Raw genomic sequence first — 18,356 nt, 5'->3', positions numbered from 1 at the left:
GTTGTTGTGTGTGATCGCACACCATTCCTGTGGCGAGGGAGCTTGCTCCCGCTGGTCTGTACAGCAGACCCAAAACCGGTCAACCCGTTCTTTCAATCAGAACGCATTGGCCGGATTTACGACTGCTTCGCAGCCGAGCGGGAGCAAGCTCCCTCGCCACATAGGCTCCGGTGATCCCAGAGCCTTTCAGGTCAGATCAAACCTTCTTGTACAGCTGACTGCCTTCCTTCTTGAACCGCTCGGCCTGTTCCGCCAGGCCTTGGGCGACGTCCACGTCGACCGCGTCGATCCGCTGGTTGGCCGCGTATTCACGGACTTCCTGAGTGATCTTCATCGAGCAGAATTTCGGCCCGCACATCGAGCAGAAATGCGCGACCTTGGCCGAATCCTTCGGCAGGGTCTCGTCGTGATAGGAACGTGCGGTATCCGGGTCGAGGCCGAGGTTGAACTGGTCTTCCCAACGGAACTCGAACCGCGCCTTGCTCAAGGCGTTGTCGCGAATCTGTGCGCCCGGATGGCCCTTCGCAAGGTCCGCTGCGTGGGCAGCGATCTTGTAGGTGATGATCCCGGTCTTCACGTCATCCTTGTTCGGCAGGCCCAAGTGTTCCTTCGGCGTCACGTAGCAAAGCATGGCGCAACCGAACCAACCGATCATCGCCGCACCGATACCGGAGGTGATGTGGTCGTAGCCTGGGGCGATGTCGGTGGTCAGTGGGCCGAGGGTGTAGAACGGCGCCTCGTCGCAGCACTCGAGCTGCTTGTCCATGTTCTCTTTGATCAACTGCATCGGCACGTGGCCCGGACCTTCGATCATGCACTGCACGTCGTGCTTCCAGGCGATCTTGGTCAGCTCGCCGAGGGTTTCCAGTTCGCCGAATTGCGCTTCGTCGTTTGCGTCGGCAATCGAGCCCGGACGCAGGCCATCGCCCAGCGAGAAGCTGACGTCGTAGGCCTTCATGATTTCGCAGATTTCGTCGAAATGGGTGTAGAGGAAGTTCTCTTTGTGGTGCGCCAGGCACCACTTGGCCATGATCGAACCACCACGGGAAACGATGCCGGTCACGCGTTTGGCGGTCAGCGGCACATAGCGCAGCAATACGCCGGCGTGGATGGTGAAGTAGTCGACACCCTGCTCGGCCTGTTCGATCAGCGTGTCGCGGAACAGCTCCCAAGTCAGGTCTTCAGCAACGCCGTTGACCTTCTCCAGCGCCTGATAGATCGGCACGGTGCCGATCGGCACGGGCGAGTTGCGGATGATCCACTCGCGGGTTTCGTGAATGTGTTTACCGGTGGACAAGTCCATCACGGTGTCCGAGCCCCAGCGAATGCCCCAGGTCAGTTTCGCCACTTCTTCTTCGATCGAAGAACCCAGTGCGCTGTTGCCGATGTTGCCGTTGATCTTCACCAGGAAGTTACGGCCGATGATCATCGGCTCCAGCTCGACGTGGTTGATGTTGGCCGGAATGATCGCGCGACCACGGGCGATTTCTTCGCGGACGAACTCAGGGGTAATTTCTTTCGGAATGCTCGCGCCGAAGCTGTGGCCGGCGTGTTGTTGCTGCAAAAGGCCGGCAGCGCGGGCCTCTTGCAGTTTCATGTTTTCGCGGATGGCGACGTATTCCATCTCGGCAGTGATGATGCCTTGGCGCGCGTAGTGCATCTGGCTGACGTTAGCCCCGGCCTTGGCCCGGCGCGGATTGTTAACGTGGGCGAAACGCAGTTTGGTCAGTTCAGCGTCGGCCAGACGCTGCTGGCCGAAGTTCGAACTCAGGCCCGACAGGCGCTCGGTGTCGCCACGGTCGTCGATCCACGCCGAACGCACATCGCCCAGACCTTTGCGCACGTCGATCACTACGTTCGGATCGGTGTACGGGCCCGAAGTGTCATAGACGGTGACCGGCGCGTTGATTTCGCCGCCGAAGTCGGTCGGCGTCACATCGAGGGTGATTTCGCGCATCGGCACGCGGATGTCCGGGCGCGAGCCCTGAACGTAGACTTTTTGCGAACGGGTGAACGGTTTGACCGATTGCTCGTCGACCTTGGCCGAGTCACTCAGGTTGATCGCGTTTTTTGATTTTGTAGTCATCACGGGCTCTCCAGACAGCATCCAGGCAGTGGATTGTCGGAGTAGAACCTGAAAGGCACGGACGCACCAGGACCGGTGCTGTGCATCGTCGTCGAGCGTTCGATTGTCGAACAATTTCCCGGACGAAGCACAAGAGGACTCGCCGGGTGACGAGAAATCTTGTTCCCTACGCAGGCGCTAACCTGATCAGGTTCAACGGGATCCGAAATTATTCGATCTCAGCCTCATAGCAAGGCACCCCGACAAGAACCCGGCCAGTCTAGACACAACCGGCAAAGAACGCCAACACCGCAGCAAACACCATGATGAATGGCATAAATACAGGGGCTTGGCCGATTGTTGTGCTGCGCTTGCGCAACTACACTCGCCTTGCCCCGCCACGCCTTGACGCTGTGGGGCCTGCGCCTTACCTTTGGCGCCCGGATTATTTCCATAATATTAATGCTAGGGATCGCCTCATGCTGCGCAAACTCTCACTGGCTCTGGCCGTGTCTTGTGCGTCCAACGCAATGGCCTGGGCAGCAGAAGCGCCCTTGTCGACCAAAACCGATCTGGTCAGCGTCTATCAGGAAGCGGTCGACAACAACGCCGATCTCGCCGCCGCACGCGCCCAGTACGGCGCGCAGAAAGAAGTGGTGCCGCAGGCCCGCGCCGGGCTGCTGCCAAACCTGTCCGGTGGTGCCGAAACGGCCAACGTGCGCACCTCGATCGATCAGCCTTCGGCCATTGCCAATCGCAGCGCTCACTCCTATCAAGCGACACTGGCCCAGCCGTTGTTCCGCGCCGATCGCTGGTTCCAGTACCAGGCGGCCAAAGACGTCAACGAACAAGCCGCACTGCAACTGTCGGCGACCGAGCAGAACCTGATCCTGCAATCGGCCGAAAGCTACTTCAACGTGCTGCGCAGCCAGGACAACCTCGCCTCGACCAAGGCCGAAGAAGCGGCGTTCAAGCGCCAGCTCGACCAGTCCAACGAACGCTTCGATGTCGGCCTGTCGGACAAGACCGACGTGCTGCAATCGCAAGCCAGTTACGACACCGCACGGGCTAACCGGATCGTTGCCCAGCGTCAGGTCGATGACGCGTTCGAAGCGCTGATCACCCTGACCAATCGTCAGTACAACTCGATTCAGGGCATCGTCCACACGCTGCCGATCCTGCCGCCAGCGCCAAACGACGCCAAATCCTGGGTCGACACGGCGGCGCGGCAGAACCTCAATCTGCTCGCCAGCAACTATGCGGTCAGCTCTGCCGAGCAAACGCTCAAGCAACGCAAGGCCGGCCACTTGCCGACCCTCGACGCGGTGGCGAAATACGAGAAAGGTGACAACGACGCCCTCGGTTTCGCCAACCCGAACTCGTTCGGTGCACCCTACGGCGGTAACGTCGAGCAGAGCACGCTGGGCCTGCAACTGAACATCCCGATCTACAGCGGCGGGCTGACCAGCTCGCAAGTGCGTCAGTCGTATGCGCAACTGGACCAGAGCGAACAGCAGCGCGAATCGCTGCGTCGCCAGGTTGTGGAAAACACCCGCAACCTGCACCGCGCGGTGAACACCGACGTCGAGCAGGTGCAGGCGCGTCGTCAGTCGATCATCTCCAACCAGAGCGCGGTGGAAGCCACGGAAATCGGCTATCAGGTGGGTACGCGCAACATCGTTGACGTGCTCGATGCCCAGCGTCAGCTGTACACCTCTGTGCGCAACTACAACAACACGCGTTATGACTACATCCTCGATAACCTGCGTTTGAAGCAAGCGGCGGGGACGCTGAACCCGGGTGACCTGGAAGATCTGCGGAGGTATCTGAAAGCCGATTACAACCCGGACAAGGACTTCCTCCCGCCGGATCTGGCCAAGGCTGCCGAGGCGCAGCTCAAGGCGCGGCCTTAAGCCTTAAAAGCAAAAGATCGCAGCCTTCGGCAGCGCCTGCAGGGGAGATGCTACACGCCGTGATCTTTTTGCTTTTTGTGGCGAGGGAGCTTGCTCCCGCTGGGCTGCGAAGCGGCCCCAAATCTGACACATCGAGTGATCAGGTTTTACGACTGCTTCGCAGCCGAGCGGAAGCAAGCTCCCTCGCCACAATATGTGTCCCAAACAAATTACTTGATCAACCGGCCCAAGCCATCCAGCAAACGCTGCAACGCGCCCTGATTGCGACGCATCACCGCCAGCCCGGCCTCAGCCATGCGCTGCGCATCACGCGGCAGTTCGAACAGGCGCTGCACTTCCACCGCCAACCCTTCGGCATCATCCACTTCCGCCAACGCCCCGGCCTCGCGCAATTGCGCGGCGATGTCGAGGAAGTTGAACAGGTGCGGGCCGCTGATCACCGGTTTCGCCAAGGCTGCCGGTTCCAGCAGATTGTGCCCACCGTTGGCTACCAGGCTGCCGCCGACAAACGCGCTGTCCGCCAAGGCATAGAGAAACAGCAACTCGCCCATGGTGTCGCCGAGCAGCACGCTCGTCTGCGCATCGACATTGGTCCCGGTCGAACGTCGCACCGTGGCAAAGCCTTCGCGCTGGCACAGCTCGAACACCGAGTTGAAGCGTTCCGGGTGACGTGGCACCAGAATCAGCAATGCATCCGGATGATTGGCCAGCAAGCGACGATGGGCATTGAGCACCACTTCGTCCTCGCCTTCGTGAGTGCTGGCAGCGATCCACACTGGACGTTCCAGTGCCTGCCATTGGCCGCGCAGTTCAGCGGCGCGTTGCAGCAGTTGCGGGTCGATGGTCAGGTCGAACTTGATCGAACCGGTGACTTCGACTGTTTCTGGGCGCGCGCCCAAATCGCGGAAGCGCTGTGCTTCAGCTTCTGTCTGCACGGCAAACAAACTCATCTCGGCAAGCATCGGCGCGGTCAGTTTGCTGAAGCGCCCGTAGCCCTTGGCGGAACGCTCGGACAAGCGTCCATTGGCCAGCGCTACCGGAATTCCGCGCTTGGCGCATTGGTGAATATGGTTGGGCCATAGCTCGGTTTCCATGATCACCGCGAGCTTCGGCTGCACGCGATCAAGAAAGCGCGCCGCCGCACACGGCAAATCGTAGGGCAGGTAGCAATGCTGGATGCGCGGCTCGTTGGCGAACAGCGCCTGAATCCGCTCCGAGCCGGTCGGGGTCATGCAGGTCACAGTGATCGGCAACTGTGGATAACGTTGCAGCAAGGCGCGAATCATCGGCGCGGCGGCGATGCTTTCGCCCACCGACACCGCGTGCACCCAGATGCCGCCGGGTTGCAGCGTCGGCAGGCCGTAGGTGAAACGTTCGCCAATCCGTTTGGCATACGCCGGCGCCTTGCGTGCGCGCAGCCATAGCCGAATCGCCACCAATGGCAGCCCCAAGTAAAACAGCGCGGTATAGAGAGTTCTATTCATGGCGGCGGAGTTTATCGACTTTTGTCGCCGATCGCCTGCAAGTGCACGGCAAAACGTTCCGCCAGCCACCTCGCGGCCGGGCCGAGCGGCTCGTCGCGGCGCCAGACCAGCTCCACCACCAGCGCCGGCGGGGTCCATTCGCTGTCGAGTTCGACCATCAAGCCCTGATAGGCCGAGTACTGCACCACATGCCGGGGCAACCAGGCCCAGCCGAGGTCGCGCACCAGCCACTCCGACATCACGTAAAAGCTGTCGGCACGCCACACCTGCGGGCTTGCCGGTTCGTTGCCGGGATAGACGCTGGTTTGCGTCGACATCAGCAATTGCCGGTGCTGCGCCAGTTGCTGGCAGGTCACGTAAGACTGCTTCGCCAACGGATGATTGATGCCGCAGACCGTGACCATTTCCACACTGCCCAACACGCGGCGCTCCAGCGCTTCGGGGATTTCATCGTGATAAAACAACAAGCCGAGGTCGGCACGACGTTCGACCAGTTTGCGCGCAACTTCGCCTTGGGCAGCGCTGGTCAACTGCACTTCCAGGCTGGGGAATTGCTCGGCCAGCGCAGCGAAACTTTCTACCAATGCCTGATAGGGCATCGCCTCATCCTGCGCCACGCGCAATTGCGCTTCCTGGCCACGCATCATCGCCATGGCTCGGCCGTTCAAACGTTCGCATTGGCGCAAGACTTCCCGAGCCTCTTCGAGCAGCGCCTCGCCCGCTTCAGTGAGACTTGGCTGACGGCCGCTGCTACGTTCGAACAGGCTGACGCCCAGATCGTCTTCGAGCATGGCGATAGCGCTGCTGATCGCCGACTGCGCCTTGCGCTGCCGGCGTGCGACGGCAGAGAACGAGCGTTGTTCGGCGACATCGACAAACACGCGCAACTGATCGAGATTCCACTGCATGCTGGCTGACCAACCCATCTTCAAAACAGATAGGTAATGACTTTACCCCATCTGGCGAATCTCTAAAATGCCGCCTCAGCAAGCAACGTTTTACATGAGGATTTGAACCATGAACGCCTACGCCTACCTGGCTATCGCCATTTGCGCCGAAGTGATCGCCACCGTCTCGATGAAAGCCGTCAAAGGTTTCAGCACTCCCCTGCCGCTGATTCTGGTGATCGTCGGCTACGGCATCGCGTTCTGGATGCTGACGCTGGTGGTGCGTACCGTTCCGGTCGGCGTGGCCTATGCGGTCTGGGCGGGGATGGGCATTGTGATGGTCAGCGTCGCCGCACTGTTTATCTATGGGCAGAAGCTGGATATCCCGGCGATGCTGGGGATGGCGTTGATCGTGCTGGGCGTGGTCGTGATTCAGCTGTTCTCCAAGACCGCCGGCCATTAACCGCCAGACCCAATCCCCTGTGGGAGCGAGCCTGCTCGCGAATGCGGTGTGCCAGTCAACACATATGTCGGCTGACATTCCCTCTTCGCGAGCAGGCTCGCTCCCACATTCGGCTCTCTGTTGCCTCTGTTGATCATCGACAAATCCGCCCCTTTCCCGAGTCTGTATACTGCGCCCTCGTCTTGAACACTGAGGTCGCTGCATGCCATCCGTTATTTCCACCGACGTTCTGATTGTCGGCGCTGGTGTCGCCGGCCTCTGGCTGAATGCGCGTCTGCGCCGCCAGGGTTTTTCGACCGTGCTGGTGGAAAGCGCCAGCCTCGGCGGCGGGCAGAGTGTGAAGTCCCAGGGCATCATCCACGGCGGCGCCAAGTACGCGCTGCACGGTGCGCTGACTGGCGCCTCGGAGGCCATCGCCGACATGCCGCGCCGCTGGCGTGAAGCGCTGGCCGGCAACGGCGAGCTGGATCTGTCCGGCGTGCGCCTGCTGTCCGAAGCTCACTACCTGTGGTCGCCGGGTACTCTGGCCGGCAACCTCACCAGTTTCTTCGCCAGTAAAGCCGTGCGTGGCCGGGTCGATCAGGTCAAGGGCGATCAATTGCCGCCAGCCCTGCAGGACAAGCGTTTCAAGGGCAAGGTCTACCGCCTCGCCGAACTCGTTGTGGACGTGCCGAGCCTGATTCAGCGCCTGGCCGATCTGGCCGGAGACGGCCTGCTCGCCGGGCAAACCATCGAGCCACTGCTGGAAGCAGGCGTGCTGATCGGCTTGAGAGTCGACGGTCGCGAGATTCGCGCCCAGCGCATCGTCCTCAGCGCCGGCGCCGGTACCGCCCAATTGCTCGAAGACCTGGGCCTGAGCCAACCGGCGATGCAACGCCGGCCGTTGCACATGATCATCGCTAAAGGCCCGGGCCTCAAACCGCTGTACGCCCACTGCCTGGGCGGCGGCACCAAACCGCGCATCACCGTGACCACGCACCCGGCCGCTGATGGCCAGTGGGTCTGGTACATGGGCGGCGACATTGCCGAAAGCGAAGGTGTGAACCGCGAGCCGGCCGAGCAGATTGCCACCGCGCAGAAAGAGATCGCGCAGTTGTTGCCGTGGATCGACCTCAGCACCACGCAATGGGCGACCCTGCGGGTTGACCGTGCCGAGCCGCTGCAAACCGGGCTGACGCGTCCGGACAACGCCTTCCTCGCCGAACAGGGCCGCTTGCTGGTCGGTTGGCCGACCAAACTGGCGCTGGCGCCGGACTTCGCTGACCGGGTCATCGCCTCCCTGGAGCGCGACGGCATCCAGCCACAATCCACCGAACCATTGCCGGCTCTGCCAAAACCACCGCTGGGCGTTCCTGCCTGGGAGCAACTGCTGCCATGACGATTGCCACCCTGCACGATCTGCATCGCCCGCTGGGCAGCACCGGCCTGACGGTTTCACCGCTGGGCCTGGGCACGGTCAAACTCGGCCGCGACCAAGGGGTGAAATACCCCAACGGTTTTCAGATTCCCGGCGACGATGAAGCGCGAATGCTGCTGCGTCAGGCGCGCGATCTCGGCATCAACCTGATCGACACTGCCCCCGCCTACGGTCGCAGCGAAGAACGCCTTGGCCCGCTGCTACGCGGCCAGCGTCAAGACTGGGTGATCGTCAGCAAGGTCGGCGAAGAGTTTGCCGATGGCCTCTCGCATCACGATTTCAGCGCAGTACACACACGGATGTCGGTGGAGCGTAGCCTGCAACGTCTTGAAACCGATTTTATCGACCTGGTACTGGTGCATTCCGACGGCAACGACATGGCGATCCTCGAGCACGAAGAGGTTTACGCGACACTCGCCGCGCTCAAGGCCGAAGGCAAGATTCGCGGCTTCGGCTTCTCCGGCAAAACCGTCGAAGGTGGCTTGAAAGCACTGGAGCAAGGCGACTGTGCGATGGTCACCTACAATCTGAACGAACAAAACGAGAAGGCTGTCATTGACTATGCTGCTGCCCATGGCAAAGCCATTCTGGTGAAAAAAGCCTTGGCCAGCGGTCACGTGTGTCTCAGCCCGGGCGTGGACCCGGTGCGCGCCAGCTTCGAATTGCTGTTCGCACAACCTGGCGTGGCCAGTGCTATTGTCGGGACGATCAATCCGCTGCACCTCGCCCACAACGTTGCGACCGTTGCCCAGGTCCTACGTGGTCACTGACGCCGCTTCGCGGCCTTAAGCAGGAGCCGATATGCCGCGCACGCTCATCAGAAAGAACCCGAGCAACTTCAAGACCCTGCCGCTGTTCGTCGAAGCCACCCCCGAAGGTCTGACCTACCAGAGCGTCGGCATGCCGCTGAACTTTGCGCAGACCTTGCAGCGGCGCAAACCGGTGAGCGTGGCCGACACCGAGCGCTTCTCGCTGGAGCTGGCCAATCTCGGGGTTTCCGTGCGCCTGACCCTGCATTGGCAGAATCGCGATTACTGGGTGCTGGTGCGCCAGCGCCGGCAGGATCGCGGCGACGTGGTGCTTAAATTGATTTCCGGTTACGTGCCGGCGCATGAACTGAATATTCCGCTGCACACGGCCATTCAGGAAATTGCCGAAGAATGTTTGCTGGAGACACCGGAAGGCTGGCTCGGCGGACGCTTCAACGACACCTGGCTGCCGGCACCCTACTCCGCTGCACTGCATTATCGCGAAGCGCTGCCGTTTCGCCTGACCCCATTGTCCGGCTCGGCGCGTCCGATACGTAGCGCCAATCTGCAATTGCTTGAGCGCCCGCGGGCCTACGTGCATCTGCCGACCGCATCGCTGCAATTGATCTACGACTTGCGCCTGGATGTGCCCAAGGAAGCCAAGTCCCTGAGCCTGTTCCACGTCGACGAGCGCTTGGAAGGCGATCAACTGGTGGCCCGACTCGACCGCAAACGGCCTGACCTGTACTTGATGCCCCTCAAGGACGGCGCGCCACTGGCCGAGTTGTACACGCTCAAGCGCGACAAACTGGTACCGGCCAGCACCCGGGGTCTTTATCTGGCCGAGAGCTTTGCGACCCAAGAGGGCTGGGTTGTGCGCGAAGAGCGGATTCGCTGGAAGGACTGGTTGGTGCAACAGGGCCTGCAACCGGCGAAAGCCCCGCGTCAGGGGCTTAAGCAATTGAGTATCAAGGCGCTGCGATTGGTCGGTCTGGGTAAAAAAACCGCCAAATAGCGGTTTAGCGGCGACGATCCCACCAGGTACGCAACGCAGCGAAGAAATGGAAGTAGCGGTTTTCACGCTTGCCCATGCCGCGCTTGGGTGAGAACGATTCTTCGGCAAAGGCACCGGTAATGCGCACCCGCGATGCCTGCGTCGGCAGCGTGCAGATTTTCGCGTTCACCTGCTGCAAGGCATATTTGAGCAAGCGCTCGGAATGCAGCTTTCTGCCCGTCGCCTTGCAGAAATCGAAAATCCGCTCGACTCGCTTGCCGTACGCAACATAAGTATCGCGCCCGCACACGGCAAAACGGTCGTTCAAGCCGCCCCACCACTGCCAGTCCGGAATATACGCATTGTGCTTGCGCACCTCAGGACGAGCGAAGATATAGCCAGGTAATGCGCTGTGAAAGAAATTGTCTGGCCGCACGAACACGACGAAATCCGGATCGAAGGACTCGATCATGGTGGTCACGGTGTGCAATGAGTTGAGCTGATAGATCAGATTGCGCAGCGACGCATAGTCATCGGCCCAAGTGTCGCCCTGAGCTTTGACCTGGTCAAAATCCCAGCGCTCCAGCACACCCTCGGTCGAGGTCAGCGTGCCAATCATGGATTCGAAGGGCTGGTAGTTATCCGCCGTCAATTCGCCCTTCTCGCCGGAGCGCGAGTTCTGCACCTCATCGATCTTGTACAGATGGTAGAAGCACTTGACGTCGCTGCCCGCAGGCAACTGCGCCAGCACGTTCTGCTCGATGGAGGGGAAACAGATCGGCGAATTTCTCGGGATCCCGAAAAAAGCCACGGCAATTTTCAACACTCAACAGCACCTTTTGAAAGTAGGTCGGGCCCGCTGGCAACCGGATAGACGATGTCGCTCAGTTCTGCCGAAACAGCTTTTGCCACCAGCGCCGGGGTTGCAGGGGCACCACGATGATGTCCGACTTCTGCAGCCAGTCACGCTCATAATCCCAGGCATGGCCGCCCCACAGTTTTCCGGCTTCGTTGGAAAACCCCAGGGTCATGAGCTGATAGGTATAACCGGCATGGCCGCGCAACCAATCGAACACCACCAGCGTGTTGAACCCGGTGGAAGGCCCGACGTAGCGCTTGCCGCCCGGGCGATCGACCGGGTAGTTCCACAGCGGCGGCAATGGAATGCGATCCTGGTACATGGTCACACGTGGCAATGGGCACATGGGTGCGGCGCAGCCCACCAGCATGCTGAAACAGCGTTCGCTCGCCTGCTCGAACATCCGCTGTACTGGCGGCGCGTACGGCAGACCAAAAAAATACGCGTCAGGCGCGTTATAGCCATGCACGAAGACATTGACGCTGCGCTCATTGAGCAGTGCTGCCTTGATGCAGGTATTGAAGCTGACGACGACGTCATCGACGCCAATGTTCAGCGCCTGAAAGTCTGCCGTGGTGATGGCCGGGTTGTTGGCAATCAACACGACCCGGGGCGCGCGTCTCAGGCAGTCGAGAAGCTCGGCGGGCAAAGCGCCAAGAACGGATTGATCACCACCGGGCAGCGCATCCAGCGCCATGTGCTCGCCGGGTTGCGACGATTGATGATCCTTCATTCAGACTGGCACCTTCATCCCGTAACGCAGTTTCACCCAGAATCGCGTGAACGCCGAAGGCGGCTGCCATGGGCGCATCTCGCGCTGGATTTCCGTGGCCAGGGCCTGACCGACACGGGCAAAGGAATAGCGGCTTTGCGCAAATTCCTGACCGTTACGGGCAATGCGTTCTGCCAGTTCCGGATCGCTCTGCAGCAACTGAATCTTTTCCACGGCCTGTTCTTCGCTGCGGTAGAACACGGTGTTGTGCATGTCCTCAAAACCGAGCAAGCGGTCTTCTTCGCCCTGGCTCCAGGCCAGCAACACACAGCCGCAAGCCATGGCTTCAAAGTTCTTGATCATGAACTCGTTCATGCCGATGTCGGCGCTGACGAAAATCCTGATGCGATTGAGCGTCTGCAGGTACTCCTCACCCGACTTGGTGCGGGTCACCAGCATCCCGGTACGCTTGGAGAGTGACTCGAGCATGGCTTTGCGCTCGGCATACTCGGTGCTTTTCAGGCTGCCAAGAAAGCCGATCGGAATGTCCCGCTCAACGCCGGTGTTGTGCAGCATCTGCTCGTCATAACCTTTGGAGACGAACACCGTGTCGATGCCTTCAGCGAGCATCTTGCGCGCGACCACCGCACCGGACACCAGCGCCCGACAACTCGGCAGGCGGCTGTACAGACGGGAATACACGCCACGGTATTTACTGGCAGGCATGTAGTTCTGGTAAGCATCGTGTTCGAGAAAGACCAGCCCGGGAATACACTTGAGCACCCGCAACTGCGGAGCCAGGCGCTTGACCCGGGAGAAGATCACCACACGATCGAAGGTTTGATAATCGACCGAGGCCAGAAACGCCCCCAGATTCAACTGCTGCTGTTTGCTCAGACGATAGATGAAACACTCATCACAGTTCTGATGCACGATGTCGTAGAGCCGGTCGAGAATGACCCGCTGCTCGTCCATCACCAGGAGCATGACTTTCATAGGTTAATTGACCACGCGACGTAGGCAGGCAAGCGCATCGGATTCAAAGCTGCCTACATCAACGGAAACGGTAAAATCCCCAAGGCAAAATCCGTTCACACGCAGTACACAACGGTAAAGATTCATCTGATCAACGACTGCGGATCTTTTCGACAATCGCAGTTGTCGAGCTGTTTTCCACCAGTCCCAGCACCTTCACGGTGCCGCCATAAGCGGTGACGATGTCAGCGCCGACCACCTGATCGATGCCGTAATCGCCGCCCTTGACCAGCACGTCCGGTTTGACCTCGCGCAGCAGGTTTTCCGGGGTGCCTTCAGGGAAACTGATCACCCAGTCCACCGCGCCGAGTCCGGCGAGAACCGCCATGCGCCGATCAACACTGTTGATCGGGCGGCCCGGGCCTTTGAGACGGCTGACCGATGCATCATCGTTGACCGCGACAATCAGCCGGTCACCCTGTGCCCGCGCCTGCTCCAGGTAGGTCACATGACCGGCGTGGAGAATGTCGAAACAGCCATTGGTGAAGACAATCTTCTCGTTGTGCGCACGGGCATCGGCCACGGCGAGCAGCAACTGCTCCAGACCCAGGACACCGCGTTCGGAACCTTCCTCACGCTGAATCGCGCGACGCAGTTCCGGGGCGCTGATGGCAGCCGTACCGAGTTTGCCGACCACGATGCCGGCGGCCAGGTTGGCCAGCGCGACGGCGTGGGGCAGGTCTTCACCGGCGGCAATCGCTGCGGCCAGGGTGGAGATCACCGTGTCACCGGCACCCGTGACATCAAACACTTCACGGGCACGGGCCGGCAGATGCAGCGCGGGCTGATCCGGACGCAACAGGGTCATGCCATGCTCGCCACGCGTTACCAGCAGCGCACCTAATTCGAGGTCGTGCATCAACGCAGCGCCCTTGCTCACCAGCTCATGCTCATCGACGCAACCGCCGACGATGGCTTCGAATTCGCTGAGATTGGGAGTGATCAGGCTGGCGCCGCGATAGATCGAGAAATCCTTGCCCTTCGGATCGGCCAGCACCGGAATGTTCTTCGCACGGGCGGCCTGGATCAGCGCCTGATGGTTTTTCAGGGCACCTTTGCCGTAATCGGAGAGCACCAGCACCTTGATGCCTTCAAGCAAGTCGTCGACCTGCGAACCGAGGGCCAGGGCGTCGGTGGCGAACGGCTCTTCAAAGTCGATACGCAGCAGTTGCTGGTGCCGGCTCATGACCCGCAGCTTGACGATGGTTGGCTGGTGCGCAATGCGCTGGAACAGAGCACGTACACCCGCGCCTTTGAGACTGTTGCTCAGGCTGTCGGCGGCTTCGTCGTCACCGGTCACACCGACCAGCGACGCCGGCGCACCCAGCGCGGCAATGTTCAAGGCAACGTTCGCGGCACCGCCCGGACGGTCTTCGATCTGCTCGACCTTAACCACCGGCACCGGCGCCTCAGGGGAAATCCGTGAGGTTCCGCCATGCCAGTAACGGTCGAGCATGACATCGCCGACTACCAAGACCGGGGCTTGATCGAAACGCGGCATGGACAACTTCATGGAGCAACCCACATACAAAATGAACAGGGGCGCGATATTAACACAGGGTAAAGCGCCGTCCGCCTCAATCTGTAAGGTCGCGTACCCAGAACAATTCATGGCGCCGGACTGCCTTGCGGAAAAACTCGTTACTGCCCGTTTCCGGCCAGCGGCGACCGGCCAGACCCTGCTGGATCCAGCGGCGCAGTTGCCGTTTGAACACTTGCCCACCGTGCAGATCGTGTTCCATAGCCAGCGCCATGGCTTTGTCCAGTTGCACAGCCGCTGACAACAGCGGGCTCCACAACCGGTCGGCCGGCAACGACTCGATCGCCGGCGGCAGCGCGACACCCGCACCGGCAGGCCCCATCGGCCAGCGATCGTTGTCATGCAGGTGATTGGCGTAGAGCAGCAGGGTCGCCGGTTTCCAGCTACTGCGTGCGATAGCCTCAAGCAGCGCTTGAGTCGATGCTACATGATCACTGTGGGGGTCGAGTTCAGGATGCGGCGTCACCACCACCTCTGGACGATAGTGCTCAAGCAAAGCCGTCAGATCTCCGAGCAGATTTTGCCAGGTCGGCTGCCCGTCAACGTCGGCAGGCAGGGCCAACGGGTTATGCCGGCGCACACTGCGAATGTCATTTTCCTGCGATTCCCGGGAGCCGAACGCCTGGGTCGGCGCCTCGGCCATCGAGGGCAGTTGCAGGCAGTAATAGCCCAATTGCACACAACGTTCGGCTGGTACGCCCCCCCACAGAGGAATCACCAGGCTGTCCCAACTGCGCAAACGTCCCTTCAAACGTGCCGCTGCGGCCTGATCAAGGCCCAGGCGCTGGAAGTCTTCAGCTTCGATCTCGCCTTGGGTCAGGGTGACGATGCTGGCCTCTTCGCAACGGCTGTATAGGCCGAAGGCGGCAAGCTCGGCATCATCGGCATGGGGCGCGATGACCATGACCCGCTGGCGGCTGTAGTCCGGATTGGCCATGACCCACAACACACCCGTCGCCGCAGGTACACAATATCGGCCACGCAGCGTCAGACCCCCTTGTGCCAACGCATCGGCCTGCCCCGACAGATTGAGGAAACGCCGCCCTCTGACACCGCGCTCCAGTTCTTGACGATCATCACCTACCTCGACGTAGGGGTCGAGCCAGCGCCCCAGCCAAGTGGATTTCACGTCCAGTTCGAGCACCAATGTCTCGCCCTGCGCCAGCGGCTCGCTCAGATGGACCACACCGTCCGTAAGGCTCACCGCCTGACGCGCGGTGTGTACCGGAAAACTGTATTGATAGTCGTCGGACGGCCGGTAGAACAAATGGTCGGCAAACCAGGCCTCGTGAGCCACCCAGGCCAGCACCAGCAACAGCGGTACCAGCCACCACGCAATCAGCATGCCGATCAGCAGCAGCGCCAGCACAAAGGCGATCAGGAACAGGCGCTTGTTGCGCCGATGGGCCTTGAGAAGCTGTTGCTTGCGAGCGCTCATGAATTCAGACCTTGTAGACCGGCACCGTATGGCACCAGCGATCCTTATACTCACGGTCGGCACGACCGAATGAATAACGCAAAGGCTTGCCCAGCGCCTGCGCGTGAGCCCAGGCCTCTTGGGTATTGACGAAACTCAGCACGCTGCCGGGGCTGAACTCACGGCTCTGCGGATCGACGCCACCGTTGATGTACTCCAGCGAAACCCATTGCGGAGCCTCGACGCGGTACAGCACCTGAATGGCCACGGGCGCCGAATCGAGCATCACCACCGAACCGGTCATGAACTCGCGCAGCAAGGTAAAGACCTCGACCAGTCCGGCCTTGCCCGGCACCTCAAAGCCCCAGCGCCGCTGAAACAGATCGCCGTAAGCGGCAGCCTGCTCCTGAGGGGTAAAGTCGGACATCGGTACCAGCGATCCGCCAGCCTCTTCCAGCAGGCGCTGTTCGCGACGCTGGTTGTAGCGGAATTTCTTCGAATACTCCTCCGGCAGCCGAGCCAAAGCCAAGCCTTCAGGCTGCGGCTTCAGCGTGCTGATCTGCTCGGCATTGAGCTGGGAGACATACGCCACGCGCTGGCGCACCGGCACGATGACATCTGGCGCGATCGGCAGAATGATTTCCGCGTTGCCCATGTCCAGCAAGCCACGCTTGCCCTCGCGCTTGAGCACTTCCTTGGACAAGGCAACATGCCGCCCCCAGCAAGGAATGGCGGCCAGCACATCACCACCAACGACCCAGCCCAGGTAGCGCAATTCGATGCCAAGGAACGTTGACAAGCGCTCGACGACTTCGGGGTGCGTAGCAAAGCTGCCGCCAAAACGTTGCCAGGCACGGGCGTAGCTGTCCCGGTCGATTTCGCTCCAGCCACGCTCGCGAAAGCTGCGAAACATCGTCAGCATACGTCGGTCGCGTGTGCCGGCTGAGGCTCGTCACCCTCTTCAAACTCTTTCGCATGCAGGCGGGCGTAATAGCCGTTCTGCTCGAGCAATTGTGCGTGAGAGCCGCGCTCGACAATGCGGCCTTCGTCCATGACCAGAATCAGGTCGGCTTTTTCGATGGTGCTCAAACGGTGCGCGATCACCAGGGTCGTGCGGTTTTTCACCACATGATCCAGGGCAGCCTGAATATGCCGCTCCGACTCGGTGTCGAGCGCGGAAGTGGCCTCGTCGAGAATCAGCAGCGGTGCATCCTTGAGCAGTGCGCGGGCGATAGCAATGCGCTGGCGTTGACCGCCGGACAGCAATACACCGTTTTCGCCGACCAGGGTTTCATAGCCTTGCGGCATCTTGACGATGAACTCGTCTGCATAGGCCTCGCTGGCGGCTCGCTTGACCTCATCGAACGGCGCGCCAGCCAGATCGCCGTAAGCGATATTGTTGGTCACCGTATCGTTGAACAGCGTGACCTGCTGGGTCACCAGAGCAATCTGCCGACGCAGACTGTGCAAGGTGAAATCCTGGACTCGGACGCCATCGAGCAGAATCTCGCCCTGCTCATGCTGGTAGAAGCGCGGAATAAGACCGGCAAGCGTCGACTTGCCGCTGCCCGAACGTCCGACCAGCGCAACCATTTGCCCGGGTTCGACCACAAAACTGATGTCGTTGAGCACCTGTTTGTCGGTGTCCGGGTACTGAAAGCTGAGGTTACGCACTTCCAGACGACCCTCAAGGCGATCGTGCTCGACCGTGCCCTGATCCACTTCAACCGGCTCATCCAGCTGCTCGAAAATACTCTCGGCACCCGCCACACCCTTCTGGATGGTCGAGCTGACTTCCGACAATTGACGGATCGGCTTGGGCAGCAGGCCCGCCATGGTGATGTAAGCCACCAGATCGCCCGGCGATGCGTCACCGCGAAGGTACAGCACCAGGAACATGACCACGGCCATGGCGCTGTACGTCACCAGTTGCAACATCGGCGTGTAAACGGCGCCGGTCTTGGTCATCGTCAACTGCTTGTCGGTGTTGCTCTGGCTGGCATCGCGAAAGCGATCCTTTTCGTACTGCTCGCCGCCGAAGCTGCGCACAACGCGATAGCCATGAATGGTCTCGGACGCGACGTGGGTGACGTTGCCCATCGAGACCTGAATCTTCTTGCTCTGCTTGCGGAATTTTTTGCTGGTGCTGTTCACCATCAAACCGATCAACGGCAGGATGGCAACCATCACCAAAGTGAGTTTCCAGTTCATCCACAACAGTGTGCAGAACAGGAAAATCACGGTCATGCCTTCACGGATGACGACTTTGATCGCATCCGTTGCCGCACCGGTGACCATGGTCACGTTGAAGGTGATCCGGGAAATCAGGTGGCCGGAATTGTTCTTGTCGAAGAAGCGATTGGGCAACTCCAGCAATTTATTGAACAACACCACCCGCAGGTCATGCACCAACCCCAGCGAAACCCGCGCCAGGAAGAAGTTGCCCAGATACGAACCCACGCCTTGCCAAAGCGCGATGAACACAATCATCAGCGGCACGGATTCGAGCAACTGCAACTTGCCCAGATAAGGGTTGCCCGGAAACAGACTGGCCTCCGGATTGGCCAGACCGTCGACAAAGTATTTGAGGATGTAAGCGAGCATCGGTTGAGTCGATGCGAAAATCAGAAACCCGACGATGCTGAGAAGAAAGAGGCCGGCATAAGGCCGCACGTAAGCCAAAAGGCGGAAATAGATCGCCAGCGTGGACTGGGCTTTCGGTTCAGGACTGCTCATGGTGATCCGCGCAATTCAGTGAGGCGCCGATGATATCACACGCGTTTTTACCCCGATAAACATGACTTCAAGCCAGCCTTGGACC

15 protein-coding genes and 1 riboswitch are annotated in these 18,356 nt (G+C 60.4%); of the genes, 5 read left to right on the top strand and 10 right to left on the bottom strand.

What is annotated here, in order from left to right:
* Positions 1-196: 196 nt before the first annotated feature.
* On the bottom strand, positions 197-2,086 hold the full coding sequence (thiC, locus tag BK670_RS01790; RefSeq protein WP_123448368.1) for a phosphomethylpyrimidine synthase ThiC: 1,890 nt from the start codon (positions 2,084-2,086) through the stop codon (positions 197-199).
* A 146-nt stretch (positions 2,087-2,232) separates the two neighbouring features.
* A riboswitch (TPP riboswitch) is annotated at positions 2,233-2,338 on the bottom strand.
* A 206-nt stretch (positions 2,339-2,544) separates the two neighbouring features.
* On the opposite strand from thiC, the gene BK670_RS01785 reads away from it, so the two are divergent.
* Positions 2,545-3,978, top strand: a complete 1,434-nt coding sequence (locus tag BK670_RS01785) for a TolC family outer membrane protein (RefSeq protein WP_123448367.1) — start codon at positions 2,545-2,547, stop codon at positions 3,976-3,978.
* A 209-nt stretch (positions 3,979-4,187) separates the two neighbouring features.
* Here the strand turns inward: BK670_RS01785 and waaA are convergent, their stop codons facing one another.
* A complete protein-coding gene (gene waaA, locus BK670_RS01780) occupies positions 4,188-5,462 on the bottom strand; it encodes a lipid IV(A) 3-deoxy-D-manno-octulosonic acid transferase (protein ID WP_123448366.1) in 1,275 nt (424 codons plus the stop codon).
* Between the two features lie 11 nt (positions 5,463-5,473).
* Entirely contained in the window at positions 5,474-6,370 is an 897-nt protein-coding gene (locus tag BK670_RS01775) for a LysR family transcriptional regulator (protein ID WP_123448365.1), read from the bottom strand.
* A 109-nt stretch (positions 6,371-6,479) separates the two neighbouring features.
* On the opposite strand from BK670_RS01775, the gene BK670_RS01770 reads away from it, so the two are divergent.
* The 4 genes from BK670_RS01770 (at position 6,480) to BK670_RS01755 (ending at position 9,993) form a co-directional block, all read left to right on the top strand.
* The gene (locus BK670_RS01770; RefSeq protein ID WP_123448364.1) at positions 6,480-6,812 is read left to right on the top strand and encodes a DMT family transporter; all 333 of its coding nucleotides are present in this window, start codon (positions 6,480-6,482) and stop codon (positions 6,810-6,812) included.
* A gap of 202 nt (positions 6,813-7,014) precedes the next feature.
* Positions 7,015-8,190, top strand: a complete 1,176-nt coding sequence (locus BK670_RS01765) for an NAD(P)/FAD-dependent oxidoreductase (protein WP_123448363.1) — start codon at positions 7,015-7,017, stop codon at positions 8,188-8,190.
* Entirely contained in the window at positions 8,187-8,999 is an 813-nt protein-coding gene (locus BK670_RS01760; RefSeq protein ID WP_123448362.1) for an aldo/keto reductase, read from the top strand. Before BK670_RS01765 ends, BK670_RS01760 begins: the two co-directional genes overlap by 4 nt.
* Before the next feature lie 31 nt (positions 9,000-9,030).
* The gene (locus BK670_RS01755) at positions 9,031-9,993 is read left to right on the top strand and encodes a metal ABC transporter ATPase (protein WP_123448361.1); all 963 of its coding nucleotides are present in this window, start codon (positions 9,031-9,033) and stop codon (positions 9,991-9,993) included.
* 4 nt (positions 9,994-9,997) lie between these two features.
* Here the strand turns inward: BK670_RS01755 and BK670_RS01750 are convergent, their stop codons facing one another.
* The 7 genes from BK670_RS01750 to msbA form a co-directional block, all read right to left on the bottom strand.
* A complete protein-coding gene (locus BK670_RS01750) occupies positions 9,998-10,798 on the bottom strand; it encodes a hypothetical protein (protein ID WP_123448360.1) in 801 nt (266 codons plus the stop codon).
* A gap of 58 nt (positions 10,799-10,856) precedes the next feature.
* Positions 10,857-11,564, bottom strand: coding sequence for a hypothetical protein (locus tag BK670_RS01745; RefSeq protein WP_123448359.1), 708 nt, complete (start codon positions 11,562-11,564; stop codon positions 10,857-10,859).
* Positions 11,565-12,539 (bottom strand): glycosyltransferase family protein, encoded by a 975-nt coding sequence (locus BK670_RS01740; protein WP_123448358.1) that lies wholly within the window; start codon positions 12,537-12,539, stop codon positions 11,565-11,567.
* Positions 12,540-12,669: 130 nt separating this feature from the next.
* Positions 12,670-14,091 carry a bifunctional D-glycero-beta-D-manno-heptose-7-phosphate kinase/D-glycero-beta-D-manno-heptose 1-phosphate adenylyltransferase HldE gene (hldE, locus tag BK670_RS01735; RefSeq protein WP_093430139.1) on the bottom strand — a complete coding sequence of 474 codons (1,422 nt, stop codon included), beginning with the start codon at positions 14,089-14,091 and terminating at the stop codon, positions 12,670-12,672.
* Between the two features lie 64 nt (positions 14,092-14,155).
* Positions 14,156-15,556 (bottom strand): PIG-L deacetylase family protein, encoded by a 1,401-nt coding sequence (locus BK670_RS01730; protein WP_123448357.1) that lies wholly within the window; start codon positions 15,554-15,556, stop codon positions 14,156-14,158.
* Between the two features lie 4 nt (positions 15,557-15,560).
* A complete protein-coding gene (locus BK670_RS01725; protein ID WP_123448356.1) occupies positions 15,561-16,457 on the bottom strand; it encodes a GNAT family N-acetyltransferase in 897 nt (298 codons plus the stop codon).
* Complete coding sequence (gene msbA / locus BK670_RS01720; protein ID WP_123448355.1) at positions 16,451-18,271, bottom strand: lipid A export permease/ATP-binding protein MsbA; 1,821 nt, start codon at positions 18,269-18,271, stop codon at positions 16,451-16,453. The genes BK670_RS01725 and msbA overlap by 7 nt, the downstream gene beginning before the upstream one ends.
* Positions 18,272-18,356 lie beyond the last annotated feature (85 nt).

Source organism: Pseudomonas fluorescens (assembly GCF_003732425.1).
Taxonomy (GTDB): Bacteria; Pseudomonadota; Gammaproteobacteria; order Pseudomonadales; family Pseudomonadaceae; genus Aquipseudomonas; species Aquipseudomonas fluorescens_BE.
This window is presented reverse-complemented; position numbering and strand designations above follow the sequence as displayed.

Coding starts and splice junctions, on each gene's coding strand:
- thiC (WP_123448368.1), bottom strand. CDS start 2,086: ATGACTACAAAATCAAAAAACGCGATCAACCTGAGTGACTCGGCCAAG.
- BK670_RS01785 (WP_123448367.1), top strand. CDS start 2,545: ATGCTGCGCAAACTCTCACTGGCTCTGGCCGTGTCTTGTGCGTCCAAC.
- waaA (WP_123448366.1), bottom strand. CDS start 5,462: ATGAATAGAACTCTCTATACCGCGCTGTTTTACTTGGGGCTGCCATTG.
- BK670_RS01775 (WP_123448365.1), bottom strand. CDS start 6,370: ATGCAGTGGAATCTCGATCAGTTGCGCGTGTTTGTCGATGTCGCCGAA.
- BK670_RS01770 (WP_123448364.1), top strand. CDS start 6,480: ATGAACGCCTACGCCTACCTGGCTATCGCCATTTGCGCCGAAGTGATC.
- BK670_RS01765 (WP_123448363.1), top strand. CDS start 7,015: ATGCCATCCGTTATTTCCACCGACGTTCTGATTGTCGGCGCTGGTGTC.
- BK670_RS01760 (WP_123448362.1), top strand. CDS start 8,187: ATGACGATTGCCACCCTGCACGATCTGCATCGCCCGCTGGGCAGCACC.
- BK670_RS01755 (WP_123448361.1), top strand. CDS start 9,031: ATGCCGCGCACGCTCATCAGAAAGAACCCGAGCAACTTCAAGACCCTG.
- BK670_RS01745 (WP_123448359.1), bottom strand. CDS start 11,564: ATGAAGGATCATCAATCGTCGCAACCCGGCGAGCACATGGCGCTGGAT.
- BK670_RS01740 (WP_123448358.1), bottom strand. CDS start 12,539: ATGAAAGTCATGCTCCTGGTGATGGACGAGCAGCGGGTCATTCTCGAC.
- hldE (WP_093430139.1), bottom strand. CDS start 14,091: ATGAAGTTGTCCATGCCGCGTTTCGATCAAGCCCCGGTCTTGGTAGTC.
- BK670_RS01730 (WP_123448357.1), bottom strand. CDS start 15,556: ATGAGCGCTCGCAAGCAACAGCTTCTCAAGGCCCATCGGCGCAACAAG.
- BK670_RS01725 (WP_123448356.1), bottom strand. CDS start 16,457: ATGCTGACGATGTTTCGCAGCTTTCGCGAGCGTGGCTGGAGCGAAATC.
- msbA (WP_123448355.1), bottom strand. CDS start 18,271: ATGAGCAGTCCTGAACCGAAAGCCCAGTCCACGCTGGCGATCTATTTC.